Source organism: Colwellia marinimaniae (assembly GCF_002207865.1).
Classification (GTDB): Bacteria; Pseudomonadota; Gammaproteobacteria; order Enterobacterales; family Alteromonadaceae; genus Colwellia; species Colwellia marinimaniae.
The window spans coordinates 1-246 of record NZ_BDQM01000439.1 but is presented as its reverse complement, the minus strand read 5'-3'; the positions used below and the strand labels follow the sequence as shown (position 1 = coordinate 246).

The 246-nt window shown below is 69.1% G+C and carries 1 protein-coding gene; it reads right to left on the bottom strand.

All coding sequences use genetic code 11. From position 1 onward, the window contains the following. On the bottom strand, positions 1-246 hold a 246-nt coding region (locus MTCD1_RS19985; protein ID WP_200818705.1), incomplete at both ends, for a QueG-associated DUF1730 domain-containing protein.

The following is a 246-nucleotide window of genomic DNA, read 5'->3' as shown; positions in this document are numbered from 1 at the left end:
GTCGCGTCCCCGGGCGTAGACGGAAACCACCGCCTCGGTGGGTCGCGCCAGCCGGCCAAGTTCAATGGCCTGCCAGCCTTCGGGGGCATCCAGCGCCATCGCGCGCGGCAGGTAGTCCATGCGCGCGGTGATCACGCTCACGGTGCCGGGCACCAGTTCCGCCGGGCGGGCACGCTTCAGGCCATGCGCCGCCATGTAATGCATCTCGCCATGGAACCCTTGGGCCAGCCATTGCATCAATCCGGG